The 16,619-nt window shown below is 55.5% G+C and carries 17 protein-coding genes; 7 read left to right on the forward strand and 10 right to left on the reverse strand.

Annotated elements, in window-relative coordinates; translation table 11 throughout:
- Positions 1-32: 32 nt before the first annotated feature.
- Together AC3WOK_RS11935 and AC3WOK_RS11940 are read right to left on the reverse strand one after the other, a co-directional pair.
- Complete coding sequence (locus AC3WOK_RS11935) at positions 33-287, reverse strand: hypothetical protein (protein WP_492354575.1); 255 nt, start codon at positions 285-287, stop codon at positions 33-35.
- Between the two features lie 127 nt (positions 288-414).
- Positions 415-1,962, reverse strand: a complete 1,548-nt coding sequence (locus AC3WOK_RS11940) for a methyl-accepting chemotaxis protein (RefSeq protein WP_063430991.1) — start codon at positions 1,960-1,962, stop codon at positions 415-417.
- Positions 1,963-2,181: 219 nt separating this feature from the next.
- Here AC3WOK_RS11940 and AC3WOK_RS11945 point away from each other — a divergent pair, with 219 nt between their 5' ends.
- Positions 2,182-3,222, forward strand: coding sequence for an aldo/keto reductase (locus AC3WOK_RS11945; RefSeq protein ID WP_063430993.1), 1,041 nt, complete (start codon positions 2,182-2,184; stop codon positions 3,220-3,222).
- 102 nt (positions 3,223-3,324) lie between these two features.
- Here the strand turns inward: AC3WOK_RS11945 and AC3WOK_RS11950 are convergent, their stop codons facing one another.
- Both AC3WOK_RS11950 and AC3WOK_RS11955 read right to left on the reverse strand, forming a co-directional pair.
- Complete coding sequence (locus AC3WOK_RS11950) at positions 3,325-3,813, reverse strand: TIGR00645 family protein (protein WP_047347852.1); 489 nt, start codon at positions 3,811-3,813, stop codon at positions 3,325-3,327.
- 81 nt (positions 3,814-3,894) lie between these two features.
- Entirely contained in the window at positions 3,895-4,398 is a 504-nt protein-coding gene (locus tag AC3WOK_RS11955; RefSeq protein ID WP_008499806.1) for an ESA_00282 family adhesion-associated protein, read from the reverse strand.
- 103 nt (positions 4,399-4,501) lie between these two features.
- Between AC3WOK_RS11955 and AC3WOK_RS11960 the strand changes: the two genes are divergently transcribed.
- On the forward strand, positions 4,502-4,906 hold the full coding sequence (locus AC3WOK_RS11960) for a hypothetical protein (protein ID WP_047347851.1): 405 nt from the start codon (positions 4,502-4,504) through the stop codon (positions 4,904-4,906).
- Position 4,907: 1 nt separating this feature from the next.
- On the forward strand, positions 4,908-5,354 hold the full coding sequence (locus AC3WOK_RS11965) for a cytoplasmic protein (protein WP_447856191.1): 447 nt from the start codon (positions 4,908-4,910) through the stop codon (positions 5,352-5,354).
- Here the strand turns inward: AC3WOK_RS11965 and AC3WOK_RS11970 are convergent.
- The 3 genes from AC3WOK_RS11970 to exbB all read right to left on the reverse strand — a co-directional run bounded on the left by AC3WOK_RS11970 (position 5,351) and on the right by exbB (position 8,289).
- A complete protein-coding gene (locus AC3WOK_RS11970; RefSeq protein WP_447856192.1) occupies positions 5,351-6,802 on the reverse strand; it encodes a methyl-accepting chemotaxis protein in 1,452 nt (483 codons plus the stop codon). The genes AC3WOK_RS11965 and AC3WOK_RS11970 overlap by 4 nt on opposite strands.
- Before the next feature lie 325 nt (positions 6,803-7,127).
- Positions 7,128-7,553, reverse strand: a complete 426-nt coding sequence (gene exbD / locus AC3WOK_RS11975) for a TonB system transport protein ExbD (RefSeq protein WP_047347848.1) — start codon at positions 7,551-7,553, stop codon at positions 7,128-7,130.
- 4 nt (positions 7,554-7,557) lie between these two features.
- Entirely contained in the window at positions 7,558-8,289 is a 732-nt protein-coding gene (gene exbB / locus AC3WOK_RS11980) for a tol-pal system-associated acyl-CoA thioesterase (RefSeq protein WP_047347847.1), read from the reverse strand.
- A gap of 251 nt (positions 8,290-8,540) precedes the next feature.
- Between exbB and metC the strand changes: the two genes are divergently transcribed.
- The gene (metC, locus tag AC3WOK_RS11985; RefSeq protein ID WP_492354576.1) at positions 8,541-9,728 is read left to right on the forward strand and encodes a cystathionine beta-lyase; all 1,188 of its coding nucleotides are present in this window, start codon (positions 8,541-8,543) and stop codon (positions 9,726-9,728) included.
- 143 nt (positions 9,729-9,871) lie between these two features.
- A complete protein-coding gene (yghB, locus tag AC3WOK_RS11990; protein ID WP_059312553.1) occupies positions 9,872-10,531 on the forward strand; it encodes a DedA family general envelope maintenance protein YghB in 660 nt (219 codons plus the stop codon).
- 45 nt (positions 10,532-10,576) lie between these two features.
- On the opposite strand, the gene AC3WOK_RS11995 is transcribed toward yghB, so the two are convergent.
- Positions 10,577-11,476: an AraC family transcriptional regulator gene (locus AC3WOK_RS11995; protein ID WP_492354577.1), complete on the reverse strand. Its 900-nt coding sequence runs from the start codon at positions 11,474-11,476 to the stop codon at positions 10,577-10,579.
- 195 nt (positions 11,477-11,671) lie between these two features.
- Here AC3WOK_RS11995 and yqhD point away from each other — a divergent pair, with 195 nt between their 5' ends.
- Entirely contained in the window at positions 11,672-12,835 is a 1,164-nt protein-coding gene (gene yqhD / locus AC3WOK_RS12000) for an alcohol dehydrogenase (RefSeq protein WP_492354578.1), read from the forward strand.
- A gap of 105 nt (positions 12,836-12,940) precedes the next feature.
- A complete protein-coding gene (gene dkgA / locus AC3WOK_RS12005; protein WP_492354579.1) occupies positions 12,941-13,768 on the forward strand; it encodes a 2,5-didehydrogluconate reductase DkgA in 828 nt (275 codons plus the stop codon).
- 41 nt (positions 13,769-13,809) lie between these two features.
- Here dkgA and AC3WOK_RS12010 read toward each other — a convergent pair whose 3' ends face one another.
- Both AC3WOK_RS12010 and AC3WOK_RS12015 read right to left on the reverse strand, forming a co-directional pair.
- Positions 13,810-14,151, reverse strand: a complete 342-nt coding sequence (locus tag AC3WOK_RS12010; RefSeq protein WP_492354580.1) for a transthyretin-like family protein — start codon at positions 14,149-14,151, stop codon at positions 13,810-13,812.
- A gap of 173 nt (positions 14,152-14,324) precedes the next feature.
- Complete coding sequence (locus AC3WOK_RS12015; protein ID WP_492354581.1) at positions 14,325-16,499, reverse strand: YgiQ family radical SAM protein; 2,175 nt, start codon at positions 16,497-16,499, stop codon at positions 14,325-14,327.
- Positions 16,500-16,619: the final 120 nt, after the last annotated feature.

A 16,619-nucleotide genomic window follows, 5' to 3' on the forward strand; every position in this document is an offset into this window, starting at 1 on the left:
GCTTTATTCCTGTACGGTTCTCGTCAACAGCATTAATACTTAATATCCCGCGCTTTCTGTCTGCCAGCCTGCTTCATCTGCCGCTTGTCCTGACGGCAGTCGTGATTACTCTGGTTATTGTTCGCCACGCAGGTCTGCTTCACCTGGCGTGACGCATCGCGGGTTTCCTGCCTGACATCACGCGCCACGCGACGTTCCTGCGCCTGCTCGGTCGCGCTGGCAGAAATCGGGAACAGCACCATGAAAATGAACGAAAGGACAGAGATGGCAAATAACGATCTGTTCATAGCAACACCTCGTGGAAGGAGCCCAGAACGTCAGTGGGGTTAGCCAAAGAATAGCAGTTTCAGAGAGACCTGAATGTGAAAGGCGCTAATAAAGCAAGGCCGCACGGGGCGGCCTTGCAAAATAGCGTTATGCCGTAAGGCGGAATTTTTGCACCGAGCGCTGAAGATCTTCGGTCTGGCGCTCCAGCGCCGCCGCCGCGGCGGAAACTTCCTCCACCAGCGAGGCGTTTTGCTGGGTGACGCCGTCCATCTGGGTAATGGCGATACCGACCTGAGAAATCCCCTTACTTTGCTCCTCAGAAGCCGATGCGATTTGCTTCATAATGGTCGTCACTTCCGTGACATCCCGCAAAATGGCATCCATGGTTGTGCCGGTGTCGCTCACCAGCTGCGCCCCCTGCTCAACGCGGGAAACCGAATCGGTAATCAGCCCCTCAATCTCTTTGGCGGCGTTGGCGCTGCGGCTTGCCAGGTTACGAACTTCGCCAGCCACTACCGCGAAACCACGACCCTGTTCGCCCGCGCGCGCCGCTTCAACCGCCGCGTTAAGCGCCAGAATATTGGTCTGGAAGGCAATGCTGTTGATGACGTTAGTAATTTCAGCAATTTTCTTCGAGCTTTCAGAAATACCGCTCATGGTGCTCACGACCTCTTCCACCAGCGAGCCGCCGCGGCTTGCGGTGGTTGAGGCCACATCTGCCAGCTGGCTTGCCTGACGCGCACTTTCCGCGTTCAGCTTCACCGTGGCGGTCAGCTGTTCCATGCTGGCCGCCGTCTCTTCCAGCGCGGCCGCCTGCTCTTCGGTACGGGAAGAGAGATCGTTGTTACCGCTGGAGATCTCCGTCGCACCGCGCCAGATATTCTCGCTTCCGGAGCGAATCGTGCTGACCGCTTCGCGCAGGCTATCCTGCATGGCGCTCAGCAGAGGCACCAGCTGTCCCACACAGTTGCGTCCGAACGGCTCAATAGGCTGGCTGAGATCGCCCTGGGCAATCTGGCGGAACTGCTGACGGATGCGGTCCAGCGGTTTGACCAGCATCGCCACCAGGTAGCGGTCGGTGAAGAGCAGGATCAGCAGGCCGATAATCGTGGCGACGATAATCACCGTGCGGGTCATGCTGGTCAGGCCGTCCACCACCACGCGGGTGCTGTCGAGGGACTTCGCGGCAGCATTGTTGAACGCCTCAGCAGCCGCACCGAACGCGCGGCTCAGCGGCGGCGTAACGTTGTTGGCCTGCTGGCGGTAACCCTCCAGAGCCCCCTGCTTCGCCTGCTGCATTTGCGGCGTGACGCCCTGCTCAAGCAGCGCCTGCCAGGTGCCAATCACCCGGGAAGAGATCTGCTCATCCATCGGGCCTGGAGAGATCGCTTTCATCTCGGCCAGTTTCTTGCCCATGTTATCCAGCGCCTGCTGGGCAGAGGCCAGATCCGGCGTGCCGCCTGCGGCTTTGACTTCCATTGCGCGGCTCAGACGGGTCACAAAGCGGAAATACTGATCGTTGCCCTGGCTGAGTACCGTCATCTGTTTAACCAGCTGGCGGTCCACCTCATTGCCATCTGAAACGCGAGAAAGGGACCAGGTGCTGTACAAGCCAACGCCCGCCCACATTAAACAAAAGATCCCGAGAATCGTCAGCATGACGAAGCGGATCGTAAAATTACGGAGCATGTTCATAAGTCTTCCTTGCCGTGAGGGTGAATTCGCCCAGAGGCGAGTACTCCTCTCGTTATCGGCAGGAAACAGGGAAATTATAACGTTTTGTGATCATTTTTAATTAGCGTGGCTTCACTGGTCGCACAGCCACCGTTAACCATTATCTTCGCACTGAGTGTTGTGATAAGTTCAGAATGAAAACGACGTTTCAAAAAATTATCGATAAGAAAAGGAGACATCATGTCCTGGTACCCTGACGCTACCCGCTATGAACATATGCAGTACCGCTACTGTGGAAACAGCGGCCTGCGCCTTCCTGCGCTGTCGCTGGGTCTGTGGCACAGCTTCGGCCACGTACAGCCTCTTGATGCCCAGCGCGCGCTGCTGCGCAAAGCCTTCGACCTCGGCATTACCCATTTCGATCTCGCCAATAACTACGGCCCGCCGGCGGGCAGCGCGGAAGAGAATTTCGGCCGCCTGCTGCGCGAGGATTTTGCCGCGTATCGCGACGAGCTGATCATCTCCACCAAGGCGGGATACGATATGTGGCCGGGACCGTACGGTTCGGGCGGTTCGCGTAAGTATCTGCTCGCCAGCCTCGACCAGAGCCTGAAGCGTATGGGCGTCGAGTACGTGGATATTTTCTACTCCCACCGCGTGGATGAAAACACGCCGATGGAAGAGACTGCCGCTGCGCTGGCCCACGCCGTGCAGAGCGGGAAAGCGCTGTACGTTGGGATATCGTCCTATTCAACGGAGCGCACGCAGAAAATGGCCGACCTGCTTCGCGAGTGGAAAATCCCGCTGCTAATTCATCAGCCATCCTATAACTTGCTCAACCGCTGGGTGGATCACACCGGCCTGCTGGATACGCTTGAGAAAAACGGTACGGGCTGCATCGCGTTTACGCCCCTGGCGCAGGGGCTGCTGACCGGAAAATACCTGAACGGTATTCCTGAAGGTTCACGCATGCAGCGTGAAGGTAAGAAGGTACGCGGCCTGACGGAAAAAATGCTGACCGACGCCAACCTGAACAGCCTGCGTTTGCTGAATGAGATGGCTCATGCCCGCGGTCAGACGATGGCGCAGATGGCGCTAAGCTGGCTGCTCAAGGATGAACGTGTAACATCGGTGCTGATCGGCGCAAGCCGTCCGGAACAGCTGGAAGAGAATGTTCAGGCGCTGGAAAACCTGCGCTTTACGGAGGACGAACTCAAGCGGATTGACCAGCACGTTGCGGATGGGGAGTTGAATCTTTGGCAGGCGTCGTCGGATAAATAGCCCTCACCCCGGCCCTCTCCCGCAGGGAGAGGGAGAAAGGCCACACCGAGCGGTCCCCTCTCCCCTTTGGGAAGAGGGTTAGAGTGAGGGGTGAGGTGTACTTTATTTCTTACTGATCTTATCCAGATATCCCATCACAAACGCCGACAGCACAAACGTCAGATGGATGATGACGTACCACATCAGTTTGTTATCCGGCACGTTCTTCGCGTCCATGAATACGCGCAGCAGGTGGATAGAGGAGATCGCCACAATCGATGCGGCCACCTTGTTCTTCAGCGACGAGGCATCCATTTTGCCCAGCCAGCTGAGCTTTTCTTTACGCTCGTCGATATCGAGCTGGGAGACAAAATTCTCGTAGCCGGAGAACATCACCATCACCAGCAGTCCCCCCACCAGGGTCATATCCACCAGCGACAGCAGAACCAGAATTAAATCTGCTTCGGCAATGGAAAAAATGTTCGGCAGAACATGCCAGATTTCCTGAAAGAACTTAATCGTCAGCGCGACAAGTGCCAGCGAAAGGCCAAAATAGACGGGGGCCAGTATCCAGCGGGAGGCGTACATGGCATTTTCAAAAAAGCGTTCCATAAAGTCCTGTTTGCAAAAGAAACCAGCGCCCAGTATATCTCAACGGCGCTGACTGTTTGCAATAGCTAACCAGTACGTTACTCAGACGTTGTCTGGGTTAACCTCCGGACGGGCATACTCCGGCCAGACCAATACCACCAGTTCCGGGTAGGCTTCCAGGCTGAACTCACGAAAACACTGACGCAAATTTAATACGTCCAGGTCGGAATAAGATACCTTCTCGCCGTTAAGGCAGCGCTTTTTGATATTGTCATAATATTTATACACGGCTGAATTCAGGTCGCTACAACGACGCTGCGCCTCAAACAGTCCAGGCGTGTCATTAATTTCCGACATTTTCATACGTTTAATTGTCGCATGTAAAAAGTCGATATATTCGTGGTTCACCCGCCAGTACCAAACAGGCGTAACGGAGTTCATCAATACAGAGAAATGGTCTTCACCTTCCTCTTTTGTCATGAGCTCCGGTTGTGGGGGTTCACTGGTGTCTTTCGACACTTTCGTTTTATTGAACTCCTGCATCAATAAAAGAACACCAGCGGTCAGTAATAGTAATGTGATGACCGTAAAAAAGATGCTGTTCATGGGTAGGCTCCATTTTTTTTGATTTTAAATTTGCCTCATGATATTGTCAACGAATCTCACGCCTTTACCAACCCCACCCTGTTGAAATTAAAGGAAATTAAAAATGCTGCCCGACTATCTCGTCCCGGCTAAGTATCATATTACGCCTGTGGAACAGCAACCGACGGAAGCAGAAAAAGAGGTCAGTTTCACTCAGGGGAAAAGAAAGCTCTCTGATTTCGAGCCTGATATATTAATTGGTGTTTCCCGCACCGGCAAATCCCGTAATATGTTGCTGGAAGAGCACGATCGTCATATAAAGGACCGCTTATTTCGCGCCATAAAAATTGAAGCCTTTGTCCACCTGCTGAACGACCTGCAGGCCGAAGGTGAAATAGATGCCCAGAAACTAAGTCAAATAATGGCCGAGAAAACCAAAGAAATTAATGAAGCGGGCAATGAAATTTGGCTTAACTTAATTACGCGAGAAAAAAACAACCCAATTTTTTATAGCCTGGGGGAAGATTAACGTGACAGAAGTTAAAAATAACGACGTTTATTTGACTTTAGATGATAAAAAAAGTGATGAATTTATCTTAAAGCAAAATCTCGACGCGCTGCGAAAAACAAAAAATGCCGAGATGACGCGAATTACACAAGACCTGGTATCGATCCCGGCGACGCTGGTCCATCTGAAATGGCAGAATCGCCGCGAGATTTATCCTCTGCAGGTAAAAGAAGAAATTTACGGTGCCGTGATGAACGCCATCATTGAACAGCGTCCCGAGCTGAAAGAGAAGCTTCTTGGACGCCTCGAGGCCAATTACCAGTATCTGCTTGCCCGTGAAATTGCCACCCTGCGCCTGACGCGCAAACTGTCAGACGGTGAGTACCGTACCTCAAACGTCACCTGCGTTGCGCTGGATGAGGACGCGCTGGCGTCTGACACCAGCCCCCCTTCTGAAAAGCAAAGCTAGTTAAATCTGAAGACGGCAATCGCCTCTTTTAACTGACCCGTCTGCTGTCGCTGCGCGTCGGCTACCTGCAATGTTTGCGCAACGTGTCGCACATTCTCCTGCACGCTGGCATCGATGCTGGCAATACTGTCGTTCATCTGCGCAATGCTTGCCCGCTGCTGCTCGCTCATCTGAGACAGCTCTTCAAGCAGAGAGCGGAGCCCTTCGATACTCTCAATGATCGACTTCATTGTCATACCGGCATGCTCAACCTGCTCGACGCCCTGCTGCGTGGTCGCCTGCGATGCGGTCAGAAGCTGGCGGATCTCTTTTGCAGCCCCCTCGCTGCGCTGGGCCAATACGCGCACTTCCGAGGCAACCACCGCAAAGCCTTTGCCATGTTCGCCCGCTCTTGCAGCCTCGACCGAGGCGTTGAGCGACAGGATATTTGTCTGAAATGCAATCCCGTCGATCAGCTCCAGAATGGCGTAAATACGCTGCGACTCCTCGCGAATGTGTTCCATCGCCGCAATCGCCTGCCGTACGTTATGGCCCCCCTGTTCCGCCACGTTACTGGTGCTAAACGCCACCTCCCTGACCTGGCTGGCTTTTTCACTGGTCAGGGTTGCGACTGCCCTTAACTGTTCCATCGCACTGGCCGCCGTTGCCAGCGAGCTTGCCTGATGATCGGTTCGTTCCGACAGCGCGCTGTTGCGCTGTCCTAACGCGCGGGATGCCTCCAGCAGTTGCCCGATATTGACGCTGACCTGCTCAAGCGTGGCACGCATAGTGCCAAGCGTCAGGCTAAAGGTGCGGGCAAAAGGGGACTCTGCCGGCACCGCATCAATGGCAAGCGTGAGGTACCCTGGCTCGCTGTTGATCACGCCCGCGAGCCTTGCCACCTCGCTCGCTGAACGGGCGTCCTGCTCCATTCGTATCGCCAGCAGGACCAGGATCGCGGTCTGGACCACCACAAAAAGACCATGAAAAACCACCATATGAAAGCCGGTGTGCATGAACACCACGACACCGTAAAGGTCGTTTTCCTGTAGGTAGTTAAATACCAGATGATGTAACGCGATGACCGCAGCCCCCATCACCAGGGGCCGCCAGTCTCGCCAGGCAAGCAGCGCGGAAAGCAGGACGAAAACAGAAAAATGGTATTCGGTTTCCCCCTCGCCCAGATGAATGAGCAACGCGGAAAATGCCATTAGCACAAACGCAGAGCTCAGTCGGAGCAGCAGCGTGCCGGGAAGCAACAGCGTTAGCAGTGTCGATAAACCGGCCAGCGAGGTGCCAACAACCGCACCCTGCACAATATTCTCGTTTATATAACCTACGCCTAGCGAGATGCCCCACATCGACCAGATAAGCCCCAGTATTAGCCTGTCGGCGCGTCGTCGAATTGCAGAAAGCGAGAACTGGTCGTTTTGAGGCGCGTGCGGATACAGCCATGTCATCGTAGCCATAGGGAGTCTCTTGCTGTGCAGATGAAAAGATCCTTCGAAGAAGGTCTGTTTTTATTATCTTTTTTAAGCGTAGTGGGGATATTCCGCGACGCCATTTCAACAAAAGATATATTTTAAAAGCGCAGCAGAATATTGATATTTACTTAACTATCAATAGATTATTAACTATGGCTTTATTGATTAATAAATATGAAGTATGGGGACAAACAGCAGAAAATAATAACGATTTCGCGTAGAAGAAAACAAAAAAGGCGGCTTTCACCAGCCGCCTGTCTTGCCGGGTGGCGCTGCGCTTACCCGGCCTACATTCCGCTACGATAGCATATCATTTCGCGGCCGCTTTCTCTTCGCCGACCAGCCCAATCTTCAGGTACCCCGCCTGATGCAGCGTGTCCATTACCTTCATCATGGTTTCGTAATCAACGGTTTTATCCGCACGGAAGAAGACCGTGGTGTCTTTCTTACCGCCCGTAAGCTGCTCCAGCGCCGGGATGACGGAGTCCGCCGTCACCGGATCGTTGCCAAGGAACATGGATTTATCCGCCTTCACTGACAGGTAGACAGGCTTCTCCGGGCGCGGCTGTGGCTGGCTGGATGAGGCAGGCAGGTTTACCTTCACGTCGACCGTCGCCAGCGGCGCAGCCACCATGAAGATAATCAGCAGAACCAGCATGACGTCGATAAACGGCGTCACGTTGATTTCATGCATTTCGCCGTTATCGTCCAGATTTTCGTTTAGACGCATCGCCATCGTATCAACCTGCGCGCAGTTTAGACGCCGCATGCACCGGCTTAACCGAGCTGGCATTCAGGTCGAGATCGCGGCTTTGCAGCAGCAGAACCTGCGCGGCAACATCGCCGAGTGTGGCTTTGTAGCTGCCAATCATGCGTGCGAAGATGTTGTAGATAACCACCGCCGGGATAGCGGCGACCAGACCGATTGCCGTCGCCAGCAGCGCTTCTGCGATGCCCGGTGCCACAACCGCCAGGTTGGTGGTTTGGGTCTGCGCGATACCGATAAAGCTGTTCATGATGCCCCATACGGTACCGAAAAGACCGATAAACGGTGAGATTGCACCAATGGTCGCCAGATAACCATTGCCACGCCCCATGTGTCGGCCAACGGCCGCAACGCGACGCTCCAGGCGGAAGCCGGTACGTTCTTTGATGCCTTCGTTATCTTCACTGCCTGCGGAGAGTTCCAGTTCGTTCTGTGCTTCATTCACTAACAGGGTGGTCAGGCTTTTCGCATGGAAGGATGAGGTCATATCCGAGGCCTGATCCAGAGAGCGGGCTTCAGCCAGCTGCAATTGTTCCCGCTTGAGGCGACGCTTCTGGGAAAGCAGCTCGGCACTCTTGCTGAAGAAAATAGCCCAGGTGACAACGGACGCCAGAATCAGGCCGATCATCACAATCTTAACCACGATGTCAGCATGCTGATACATGCCCCAAACGGAGAGATCCGTCTGCATCAAATTATTACCCACTCTGTATCTCCAGGACGCAAATCACAAAATCTGACCGTAATAATATCAAAACGTCGTCGAATTGATAGTCGTTCTCATTAGTATTTACATGGTGCCGCAATTTTCGTTCACTTTCCTTGCGCTTACGCAGTAAAAATTTCTTATGCGTTTTTTTGCTGAAATTTTCTGCTTATTCGATAAGCCTGCGGGTGCAGTTTTTTCCAATCGTGGTAGTCTGGACGTCCAGACGTATAAAAACAGGGTTAGCGAACATGACAAAGAAGCATCTTGATACCACGCTGGTACAGGCTGGACGCAGCAAAAAATACACTCAGGGATCGGTCAACAGCGTGATTCAGCGCGCCTCCTCGCTGGTGTTTGACACCGTTGAGGAGAAAAAAATCGCCACGCGCAATCGCGCTAAAGGCGGGCTGTTTTATGGCCGTCGCGGCACGCTAACCCATTTTTCCCTGCAGGAAGCCATGTGCGAGCTGGAGGGTGGCGCGGGCTGCGCGCTGTTCCCGTGCGGGGCGGCTGCGGTGGCCAACACTATTCTGGCGTTTGTGGAACAGGGCGACCATATCCTGATGACCAACACCGCCTATGAACCCAGCCAGGACTTCTGTACCAAAATCCTCAGCAAGCTCGGCGTCACGACCGGCTGGTTCGACCCGCTGATTGGCGAAGGCATTGCCGAACTTATTCAGCCAAACACGCGCATTGTGTTCCTGGAATCGCCGGGTTCGCTCACCATGGAAGTCCACGACGTGCCGGCTATCGTGAAGGCCGTGCGCAGCAAAGCGCCAGAGGCAATCGTCATGATCGACAACACCTGGGCGGCAGGCGTGCTGTTTAAAGCGCTGGAGTTCGACATCGATATCTCCATCCAGGCGGCGACGAAATACCTGATTGGCCACTCTGACGGCATGATTGGAACCGCGGTCTCCAACGCGCGCTGCTGGGACCAGCTGCGTGAAAATGCCTACCTGATGGGCCAGATGGTGGATGCAGACACGGCGTATATGACCAGCCGCGGACTCCGCACGCTGGGGGTTCGCCTGCGTCAGCACCATGAAAGCAGCCTGAAGGTGGCCGAATGGCTGGCGCAGCACCCGCTGGTGGAGCGCGTTAATCATCCCGCGCTGCCCGGCAGTAAAGGTCATGAATTCTGGCAGCGTGACTTTACAGGCAGCAGCGGTCTGTTCTCGTTCGTGCTGAAAAAACGGCTGAATAACGACGAGCTGGCAAGCTATCTGGATAATTTTACCCTCTTCAGCATGGCCTACTCCTGGGGCGGTTTTGAATCCCTGATCCTGCCTAACCAGCCGGAGCAGGTCGCGGCCCTGCGCCCCGGGGGCGAAGTGGACTTCAGCGGCACCCTGATCCGGCTGCATATTGGTTTAGAAGATGTGGACGATTTAATTGCGGATTTAGCAGCAGGGTTTGAGCGTATCGTGTAGAGTGCTGGCTTAAAATGTACTCCCTGGACGCATTTGTGGACACTGCAAGCAGAAAAGTCTGCATGAGTTGCGCCCGGGATCAAACCCGACGGGCGAATAAGGGAGTACAATAATTCTATATCTGCTGTTCCACAGGAAAGTCCATGGCTGTAATTCAAGATATTATCGCGGCGCTCTGGCAACACGACTTTGCCGCGCTGGCGGATCCTCACGTCGTCGGTATCGTCTATTTCGTGATGTTCGCAACCCTGTTTCTGGAAAACGGATTACTGCCAGCCTCGTTTTTACCCGGTGACAGCCTGCTTTTACTTGCCGGGGCGTTAATCGGCAAAGGCGTCATGGACTTTACGCCAACCATGGTTATTCTCACCTCCGCCGCCAGCCTGGGCTGCTGGCTGAGCTATCTGCAGGGCCGCTGGCTTGGCAATACGCGCATCGTAAAAGGCTGGCTGGCGCAGCTACCGCATAAATATCATCAGCGTGCGACCTGCATGTTCGATCGCCACGGCCTGCTGGCGCTGCTGGCGGGGCGTTTCCTGGCGTTTGTTCGCACCCTTCTGCCCACCATGGCGGGCATTTCCGGTCTCTCTAACCGTCGCTTCCAGTTCTTCAACTGGCTGAGCGCTCTGCTGTGGGTTGGCGTGGTCACCACGCTCGGCTACGCGCTGAATATGATCCCCTTTGTGAAACACCATGAAGATCAGGTGATGACCTTCCTGATGGTGCTGCCGATGTTCTTGCTGGTCGCGGGACTGGTGGGGACTATTGCGGTAGTGATTAAGAAGAAATATTGCAGCGCGTGAGGTCATTGCCGGGTGGCGCTGCGCTTACCCGGCCTACGTTCTCCGTCAGGCTCCCTGCATGGTTCGGATGCGCGACGCATCCTCTCCCGGCGTGACGCCGAAATAGCGCTTAAACTCCCGACTGAACTGCGACGCGCTTTCATAACCCACCCGCATCGCCGCCGCGCTGGCCTTCATGCCATCGTGGATCATCAGCATCCGCGCCTTATGCAAACGGTAGGTTTTAAGGTATTGCAGCGGCGAGGTGCTGGTCACCGATTTAAAGTTATGGTGAAACGCCGAGACGCTCATGTTCGCTTCCGCGGCCAGCTGGTCGACGCTGAGGTTTTCCGTGTACTGGCTTTCAATACGCTTGAGCACGCGGCTTATCAGGCTAAAGTGGGTCTGTCGGCTCACCAGGGCGAGTAACGCCCCACCGCCGTGCCCCAGCAGCACGTGGTAGAGAATTTCGCGGATAATCTGCTTGCCCAAAATACGCGCATCCAGCGGCCTTTCCATAACGTCCAGCAGACGCTCAATAGCGCAAAGTATCTCTTCTGATAAGGTTGCGGAGTTAATCCCGCTCGACGCCATTGACGGCTGGAAGAGTTCGTCTTCGCCAATCTCCATCAGCAGCTCCTGCAGCTGAAGGATATCAACATTGACGCGGATCCCCGCCAGCGGAACCGCCTCTGTCGCGAAAGTTTCACATTCAAAGGGTAAAGGTACTGTCAGGAGCAGATATTCATTGGTGTCGTACCGGAAGACGCGCTCGTTGATATAGCCAATTTTATGGCCTGAAAAGAGAAAAACGATGCCCGGCTGGTACATCACCGGCGTGCGCGTCCCGGGCTGCGTGCCGTACAGCAGGCGAATATCCGGCAGCAGTTCGCTGATACCTTTTTCGTTATCTATCAGTCTTTTAATCTGCTCAGTGAGCTGATGGCAGATCGCGTCACGATTCATTTTACGTTACTCCGGGTACGGTTTCCGACGCTGACAGTGTGCGTCGTTTTCCGCGCTTTCTCCAGCGCTCTGTAGAAATGGGCAAGACATCGGCAGGAATGTGCATTGAGAGGATATCCCCGGACGGCCACAATGTGCAGCATCAGGTTGCCCTCTGCGCCACCACGATTTTTCACCCACTAAAGGGAACGAGCAATGAACAACTTTAATCTTCACACCCCAACCCGCATTCTGTTTGGTAAAGACGCTATCGCTGACCTGCGCGCGCAGATCCCTGCTGACGCCCGCGTTCTCATCACCTACGGCGGCGGCAGCGTGAAAAAAACCGGCGTGCTGGATCAGGTTTACAGCGCACTGGACGGCCTCGACGTGCGTGAGTTCGGCGGCATCGAGCCAAACCCGTCTTACGAAACGCTGATGAACGCGGTGAAAATCACCCGCGAAGAGAAGATCACCTTCCTGCTGGCCGTCGGCGGCGGTTCCGTGCTGGACGGCACCAAGTTCATCGCGGCAGCAGCCCACTACGCTGACGGCGTTGACCCTTGGCACATTCTGGAAACCCGCGGCAGCGACATTAAAAGCGCCATCCCGATGGGCTCCGTGCTGACCCTCCCGGCCACCGGTTCTGAATCCAACAAGGGTGCGGTGATCTCTCGCAAAACCACCGGGGATAAGCAGGCCTTTATGAACGAGCACGTTCAGCCCGTGTTCGCCATCCTGGACCCGGTTTACACTTACACCCTGCCTGCGCGTCAGGTAGCGAACGGCGTGGTCGATGCTTTTGTGCATACCGTTGAGCAATACGTCACCTACCCGGTCGATGCAAAAATTCAGGATCGCTTCGCGGAAGGCATTCTGCTGACGCTGGTCGAAGACGGTCCGAAAGCGCTGAAAGAGCCGGAAAACTATGACGTTCGCGCCAACGTGATGTGGGCGGCAACGCAGGCGCTGAACGGCCTGATCGGGGCTGGCGTGCCGCAGGACTGGGCGACCCACATGCTGGGCCACGAGCTGACGGCGATGCACGGTCTGGATCACGCGCAGACGCTGGCCGTTGTTCTGCCTGCGCTGTGGAACGAAAAACGTGATACCAAACGTGCCAAACTGCTGCAGTACGCCGAGCGCGTGTGGAACATCACCGAGGGTTCTGACGATGCGCGTATTGACGCGGCAATCGAAGCGACCCGCAGCTTCTTCGAAGGCCTGGGCGTGCCAACCCGTCTGTCCGGCTACGGCCTGGACGGCAGTTCCATCCCTGCTCTGCTGGCAAAACTTGAAGAGCACGGCATGACCCAGTTGGGCGAGCACGGCGACATTACGCTGGACGTTAGCCGTCGCATTTACGAAGCGGCGCGCTAAGCGTTTTTGCCCTCCCGACTTTCGTTTTTTGACATTTCGTCCAGACTTAATGCACACCCCATCGCCGGAGTCCCCCTCCGGCGATGCGTACCTGAAGGAGGAAAAATGGCAAACCAAACCGTAATCAAGCTGCAGGACGGCAACGTGATGCCCCAGCTGGGGCTAGGTGTATGGAAAGCCGGTAACGACGAGGTCGTCTCCGCCATTCATAAAGCCCTGGAAGTCGGCTATCGGTCGATTGATACCGCCGCCGCGTACAAAAACGAGGACGGCGTAGGCACTGCCCTGGCCAGCGCCGGCGTTTCCCGCGATGAGCTATTCATCACCACTAAACTCTGGAATGACGATCAAAAGCGCCCCCGCGAAGCCCTGCAGGAAAGCCTGGAGAAACTCCAGCTCGATTTCGTTGACCTGTATCTGATGCACTGGCCTGTTCCGGCCATCGATCACTACGTTGACGCCTGGAAAGGGATGATTGAACTGCAGAAAGAAGGGCTGGTGAAAAGCATTGGCGTCTGTAACTTCCAGGTGCATCACCTGCAGCGCCTGATTGACGAGACGGGCGTCGCGCCTGTGATTAACCAGATTGAACTGCACCCGCTGATGCAGCAGCGCCAGCTTCACGCCTGGAATGCCACGCACAAAATTCAGACCGAATCCTGGAGCCCGCTGGCCCAGGGCGGTGAAGGGGTGTTCGATCAGAAAATTATCCGCGACCTGGCGGATAAATACGGCAAGACGCCGGCACAGATTGTCATTCGCTGGCATCTGGACAACGGTCTGGTGGTGATCCCGAAATCGGTCACGCCGTCGCGCATCGCCGAGAACTTCGACGTCTGGGATTTCCGACTGGACAAAGATGAGCTGGGTGAAATTGCGAAGCTGGATAAGGACAAGCGTTTAGGGCCCGATCCGGATCAGTTTGGCGGGTAATACCTAAAACGAGCCCGGTCTTCCGCCGGGCTCGTTTTAATCTATAAACCGGACTGACATCTCGCTTCTCCGGGAAGGTCAGGCAATGTGCAAATAACGTTAAACGCTTTCCCTTCAAGTTCATGTGGCCCACCAAGACCGCCGCCTGCTTCAGCTTCATATTTCTTTCCGTTGACACTTATCTGGAGCGGGGTGTGATAAATCCAGTCCATCGGACCTATTGGCAGAAAAAAGCTCCACTCATGCTGGCTCTGAAAAGCAAAACGACCGTTGTCGTCAGAAAGCGTTTGCTCCTTCTCTAATGTTATTTTAGCGCCCGGGACTGGCTTACCTGCGCTGTCGATTAGACGTCCTTCCACTTCTGGCTGTGTCTGGCGGTGCATACGCAACCGCTTAACGTCAGGCAAATCAGCATCGCTCCCGTCAACTTCTTTATTTTCATTTTGGGCCTCCTGCCCTTATGCAGAAAAAAGCCGGGTGGCGGCTGCGCCTTACCCGGCCTACGTTCTGACCTGTAGGCCCGGTAAGCGCAGCGCCACCGGGCATTGTTACAGGTTTAACCGGTCTTACGTTTTACGTTCTTCTTCGTTCCCGCAACACCGTTCGAACGCTGATGCACAATTGGCGTGTGCTTGGTCAGCGCCGGGCGCGTATTGCGATTCTGGCGACGCGCTTCGCGCATCTCATCCAGCGTCGGGGCCGGTACCAGGCAGTCGCGACGCGAGCCGATCAGGTGTTTTTTACCCATCTCTTCCAGCGCCTGACGGATCAGCGGCCAGTTTTTCGGATCGTGGTAGCGCAGCAGCGCCTTGTGCAGACGACGCTGTTTATCCCCTTTCGGCACCACCACTTCTTCACTCTTATAGCCAATCTTGCTCAGCGGGTTCTTACCGGTGTAATACATGGTCGTCGAGTTGGCGAGCGGTGAAGGATAGAAGTTCTGCACCTGATCCAGACGGAAGCGACGCTGCTTCAGCCACAGCGCCAGGTTCACCATGTCCTCATCGCGCGTGCCCGGGTGCGCGGAAATGAAGTAAGGGATCAGATACTGCTCTTTGCCCGCCTGCTTCGAATAGGTGTCGAACAGCTCTTTAAAGCGGTCATAGCTACCCATGCCCGGCTTCATCATCTTCGACAGCGGGCCTTCTTCGGTGTGCTCCGGGGCAATCTTCAGATAGCCGCCGACGTGGTGCGTCGCCAGCTCTTTGATGTAGCGCGGATCTTCCACGGCGATGTCGTAACGTACCCCGGAGGCGATCAGGATCTTCTTGATGCCCTTCAGGTCGCGCGCGCGGCGATAGAGGTTGATCGTCGGCTCGTGGTTGGTGTCCATATGCTCGCAAATGCTCGGATAGACGCAGGAGAGGCGACGACAGGTTTGCTCCGCGCGCGGCGACTTACAGCGCAGCATGTACATGTTCGCGGTTGGGCCGCCGAGGTCGGAAATCACTCCGGTAAAGCCCGGCACCGAGTCGCGAATTGCTTCGATCTCGTTGATGATCGAATCTTCAGAGCGGCTCTGGATAATACGCCCTTCGTGTTCGGTAATAGAACAGAAAGAGCACCCGCCGAAGCAGCCGCGCATGATGTTGATCGAGAAGCGGATCATCTCATACGCCGGGATACGGGCGTTACCGTACGCCGGGTGCGGCACGCGCTTGTACGGCAGCGCAAAGACGCTGTCCATCTCTTCGGTAGAGAGCGGGATCGCCGGCGGGTTGATCCAGATAAAGCGCTCGCCGTGCTTCTGCATCAACGCGCGGGCACAGCCCGGGTTGGTTTCATGGTGCAGAATACGGGACGCATGCGCGTAGAGCACCTTGTCGGCTTTCACCTTCTCGTAGGACGGCAGCAGCACATAGGTTTTTTCCCACGGCTTCGGGCGCGGCGGCTGTACGACGATAGCCTTCGCTTCCGCCTTCTTTGGCTCTACCGGCTTGTTATCGGCACACGGCAGATCTTCGCCGTACGGATGTGGGATCGGGTCGATTTTGCCCGGCATATCGATGATACGGGAATCCACCCCGCTCCAGCCCGGCAGCGCCTCTTTCACCATGATGGCGGTATTGCGCACGTCGCGGATGCTGGTCACCGGTTCACCCTGCGACAGACGGTGCGCCACTTCCACCAGCGGACGCTCGCCGTTACCGTAAATCAGCATGTCGGCTTTGGAATCCACCAGCACCGAGCGGCGAACGGTATCTGACCAGTAGTCGTAGTGCGCGGTGCGGCGCAGGCTCGCCTCGATGCCGCCCAGGATCACCGGCACGTCTTTCCAGGCTTCTTTACAGCGCTGGGTATACACCAGGGTGGCGCGGTCGGGGCGTTTACCCGCCACGTTATCCGGCGTGTAGGCATCGTCATGGCGCAGCTTACGGTCGGCGGTATAGCGGTTGATCATCGAGTCCATGTTGCCTGCGGTGACGCCAAAGAACAGGTTGGGTTTACCCAGACGCATAAAGTCGGCTTTGCTGTTCCAGTCAGGCTGGGAGATGATCCCCACACGGAAGCCCTGCGCTTCAAGCATACGGCCACAGATGGCCATCCCGAAGCTCGGATGGTCAACGTAGGCATCGCCCGTGACCAGAATGATATCGCAGCTGTCCCAGCCCAGTTGGTCCATCTCTTCCCGGGACATCGGCAGGAACGGCGCCGGTCCAAAGCAGGCCGCCCAGTACTGGGGCCAGGAGAAGAGGTCACGATCCGGCTGGATCAGGGAAATTGCGCTCATAATGCTTCCGAAGAAAAAATAGACAAAAGGGCGGGGATTATACGCTGGATCGTTGAAGGAATTGAAGGGGTATTTATTGCCCGGTGGCGCTACGCTTACCGGGCCTACGGGCTTGTAGGT

The organism is Enterobacter sp. FW301-JW81 (assembly GCF_058788735.1).